Raw genomic sequence first — 206 nt, forward strand, 5'->3', positions numbered from 1 at the left:
CCAATAAACGGAACTGTGCTATCAAAATATGCCGAAGCCAACGAGATTGTAGCTTTTGGAAAACCACTCTATAAAATTGCCGATTTATCAACAATGGAACTGCGTGTTTACGTAAGTGAAACCCAATTGGCCAAGATAACGATAGGCGAAAGCGTTTCCGTCAAAATCGATGACCAGCAGGCAATGAAAACCTATGAGGGCACTAT

General features: G+C 41.7%; 1 protein-coding gene. It reads left to right on the top strand.

Going from position 1 to position 206, the window contains the following annotated elements; genetic code table 11:
• Window positions 1-206: HlyD family secretion protein (locus OU788_RS12870; RefSeq protein WP_274635514.1), on the top strand; the 206-nt coding region annotated here is incomplete at both ends.

It is taken from the genome of Tenacibaculum sp. L6, assembly GCF_028823685.1.
Classification (GTDB): domain Bacteria; phylum Bacteroidota; class Bacteroidia; order Flavobacteriales; family Flavobacteriaceae; genus Polaribacter.